At 74.0% G+C, this 1,671-nt stretch carries 1 protein-coding gene; it reads right to left on the bottom strand.

The window, feature by feature from the left end; genetic code table 11:
• Positions 1-1,212 (bottom strand): ATP-grasp domain-containing protein (locus FOE67_RS25040; RefSeq protein ID WP_182667096.1); only part of this gene is annotated, 1,212 nt, incomplete at its 3' end.
• Between the last annotated feature and the right edge of the window lie 459 nt (positions 1,213-1,671).

The raw sequence follows: 1,671 nt of genomic DNA, 5'->3' as shown, positions 1-1,671 counted from the left end.
GGGGTGGGGATCGACAACGGGACCGGGAAGTTGCACCAACAGCAACTCGTCCCCCTCGCGAACCGGTTGCCCCACCGGGGTCTGCACCCATACGAGAGCCTCGTCCGGGCCGAGGTCGGGGAGGCCGGCGCCGAGCTCCGACGGGCCGGAAAGGTGGCCGTCGACGGTGAGGCGGTATCGGCCGGGGGACGGCAGCACCGGGGCGGGGCCATCCCTCATCGCGTGCACCACGAACTGGCCCCACCGGTCGGCGGGGGGTTCGGCGGTTCGCACGGGGAGGCCCCGAACGCCCCGCAGGGCGAGCACGTGGGCACCGAGGGCGGGAAGGAGGCCGGCCTGCCGTTCCCCGCACTGGATCAGGGAGACCACGGTCTGGAAGCGGGGATTGATCTCGATGGCCACCACGCGGTGCTCCGGCACGGTGAGCACCAGGTCGATCCCGAAGACGCCCCGGAAACCCCGGGAACGCAGCACCTCCCCGATCGCGCGCGCGGCCCGCGTCACCCGCCGGTGGGTCCCGCCGGGCAGATCATTCGGTCCGGGCAGCTGGTTTCCGCAGTGCGTGCCCCACCCCGGGGCGAGCCCGGGTACTCCCACCACCTGATACGACAGGCCCGAGATCAGGGTCCGATCGGCGAACACACAGCCGCTCGCGGTCAACGGCCATCCGTCCAACCGTTCGGTGACCCGCAACTCGCGGTCCGGCCACTCCTCCATGCAGGCGCGCAATTCCTCGCGGTCACCGGCGTGTCGGGTGCCGCGACCGACGAGGTTGTTCTCCCGGCGCTGCACCACGGCGGCACGCCAGTGCGGTCGTCGGTAGGAAGAGGCGTCGGCTCGGCCGGACGCCGGGACGACGAGGTGGTCGGGGGTGGACACCCCGGCTTCCCCGAACAGGGGGAGGGAGTCGATCTTGTCGCTCGCCAGGGCCGTTACGGCCGGATCGGGGGCGAGCAGGGCAAGCCCCGCCCCGGTCGCCGTGGCCCGGGCGGCCGGTCCGTGCTCGGGGGCGAAGGCCACCGCCGCTCGTTTCACCCCCTCGGGGAGACGGGGCACGGTCCCCGGGGGGAGGGTGGTCACGTGTGGCATACCGGGCGCGGCGGCCGAGGCGGCGAGGAACGGGGACCTGTCGAGCCAGACGATCTCGTCCAGGAGGCCGTGCAGCAGTTCCACGCCCGGTTGGTGATCGACTCCCTCCATGTGAACCGGCACGCCGTGCTCCTCCCACCAAGCGGTGACCGCGTCGGCTTTTCAACGCCGTGGCCGAGCGGAGGTTACGCACCCGGGTGAGCCGCGCCGTCGCGCAACCGGAGGGGGGAACCTCCGCCGCGTCGCCGGGCGCCACCGCTCGCCCCGCGATCCCACCGCCCCGCACCCAACAGCGGTTCCGCGTCGAGCAGGGGCAGGGCGTCCTCGCCGGGGTCCCGTGACGCCCCGAAGGGTGGTCGCCCCGCGATGCGTGCCGCCTCATCCGTCACCCGGTCGGGGAGGTGTCCGGGGGGGAGCACGGCCTGGTGGGCCCCGGTGCGGGTGGCATCCGCCGTTCAGACGGTGATCCGTGGCGGCCGGCGCCTCCCGGGCGCCGCTCCGGGTCGTATGGGCGATGGCGGTGCCGGTCCGGTGGGCAACCGTCGATGGTGCCCGGAGCAGGGTGGCGGCGGGGACGGTGGC

It is taken from the genome of Streptomyces calidiresistens (assembly GCF_014141525.1).
Lineage (GTDB): Bacteria > Actinomycetota > Actinomycetes > Streptomycetales > Streptomycetaceae > Streptomyces > Streptomyces calidiresistens.
This window is presented reverse-complemented; position numbering and strand designations above follow the sequence as displayed.